Raw genomic sequence first — 1,898 nt, forward strand, 5'->3', positions numbered from 1 at the left:
AAATTATACCATAAAACTTGTGAACAATTCTACCGCAACTTTGGACTATATGAGAAAAGTCCGAACAGTTTTCTGCCCGGACTTTCTCGCTCAATCATAAATCAATTCCGCTTTCACAACTTCCTCTGCCTGTACCTTGCAAGCGTTCATCTGCCGCACCCATTCCATTTGGTTTTCGGCTTTCAGTTGCTCGGTCACGCCGTTTTGCTCTGCCAGTGACCGCACGATCAGCTCCATGCGGTTTCGTGCCGCTTCGTCAATCTCGGCGCAATGCTCAAAGAGCTTGTCGGATAGCACCAGCTCATTGAACAGTATCGGACGGTGCATTTCCAGATACGCTTTGCGGAGTCTGCCGTAGTGTCCGAGGGGCTTGGTCTTGCGGATAATGATGTTCGGGATAAGATAATCGCCGTTCTGTGTGTAAGTGATATTCATGCTGTTTGTACTCCTTTCATCGGCTCTCTCTGCGGTAAACTGCTGACAGGGACGAACACGCCCTTTGCAATATCCTCCGCACGAATGGCGGCTTTCTTGGCTTCGATTTCTGCCTTTTTTCTCCCCTTGATTTTGTCCTCGTATCGCTTCTGCGCTCCGCTGGCTTTCCGCTTCAAGTAGTTCTGATGAAGCCTGTCCTTGCGTTCCTCACGCTTGCGGATTTCCTCTAATTCCTCCGGGGTAAGCTCCACTTCTCCAAACGCCGGGGGAACAAATCGACCGACAAAATTGAAGTAAATCTCGACCTCCTGTGTGGTCTGTATACTGCCTTTGCGGTCACGCTCATGCACAAGGATTTTCTCGATAAACTCGTTGAGCATGGCAATGGTCAGCTTGTCGAAGTTCTCGTACTTATCAATCAGAGCGATAAAACGATCAGCGTCCTTTTCGTGCTTCTCATAGCTCTTGACAGCCTTTTCCAGAACAGAGATTTCAGCGGTAAGCTCGGTCTGTTCCTTTTCGTATTGAGCGTCCAGAGTGGCGTATCTGCTGTCGGACAGCTTGCCTAAAATGTTATCCTCATAGATTTTGCAGAGCAGGACTTCCAGCTCGGAAACTCTCTGCTTTGCGGTGGCAAGGCGTGTCCGCTGTTTCCTGACCTCTGCCGTCTGCTGGCTGGACTGCGCTTCCTGCACCACACGGACAAACTCGGCTCTGTCATGCTTCGCATACTCGGCAATGGCTTTCAGCATTTCAGAGACAAGGGACAGTACCACATCTTCATTGATACGGTGCTGGGTCTTGCAGAGCGTTCCGCAAGGAACTTTGGTGTACTGTGAGCAGGTGTATTGAGAAATGCGCTTGCCGTTGTTGGTGCGGTGGACATACATCTTGCCGCCGCAATCGGCACAATAGAGCAAGCCCGTGAGGGGAGCTGCTTCGCCCCAGCCGTCCGGGTAGCGTCTGACATTCCCACGGATTTTCTGCACAAGGTCAAAGGTCTGCTGGTCAATGATAGGATCATGGGTGTTCTCGAAAATTGTCCATTCGTCCTCCGGAACATAATGGCTTTTCTTGTCCTTGAAGTGCTTTCGGGTCTTGAAGTTGATGGTGTGTCCCAGATACTCACGCTTTTCAAGAATGTTGCAGATGGTGGAAGAACCCCAACCGTACACATCTTTGAAAGTCTTGTTTTTGTTCACGCCCTCGCCGTGCCGGGCAAGGTAAGCGGACGGAATGAGGACTTTTTCTTCTTTCAGCTTGCTGGCGATCTGATACGGACCGTAGCCTTCAATCGTCATGGCAAAAATGCGCTTTACCACCTCTGCGGCTTCGGGGTCAACCAACCATTGGTCTCTGGCTTCGTTCCAGAGATAGCCGTAAATGACCGTGCCTGTGAGGTGCTTGCCGGACTTGCCTTTGGACTGGAAAGTGGAACGGATTTTACGGCTGGTGTCTCTGGC

Annotated in this window: 2 protein-coding genes; both read right to left on the reverse strand. The window is 50.7% G+C overall.

What is annotated here, in order from left to right:
- Window positions 1-90: 90 nt before the first annotated feature.
- Window positions 91-435, reverse strand: a complete 345-nt coding sequence (locus GPK49_RS08480) for a TnpV protein (protein ID WP_138344361.1) — start codon at window positions 433-435, stop codon at window positions 91-93.
- A partial coding sequence (locus tag GPK49_RS08485) for a DUF4368 domain-containing protein (RefSeq protein ID WP_215677445.1) occupies window positions 432-1,898 on the reverse strand: 1,467 nt, incomplete at its 5' end. The genes GPK49_RS08485 and GPK49_RS08480, both read right to left, overlap by 4 nt.

Source organism: Clostridium sp. MCC345 (genome assembly GCF_018785345.1).
Taxonomy (GTDB): Bacteria; Bacillota; Clostridia; order Lachnospirales; family Anaerotignaceae; genus Anaerotignum_A; species Anaerotignum_A faecicola.

Bases quoted from the DNA above. Each gene is read 5' to 3' on its own strand.
- GPK49_RS08480 (WP_138344361.1), bottom strand. From the start codon at position 435: ATGAATATCACTTACACACAGAACGGCGATTATCTTATCCCGAACATC.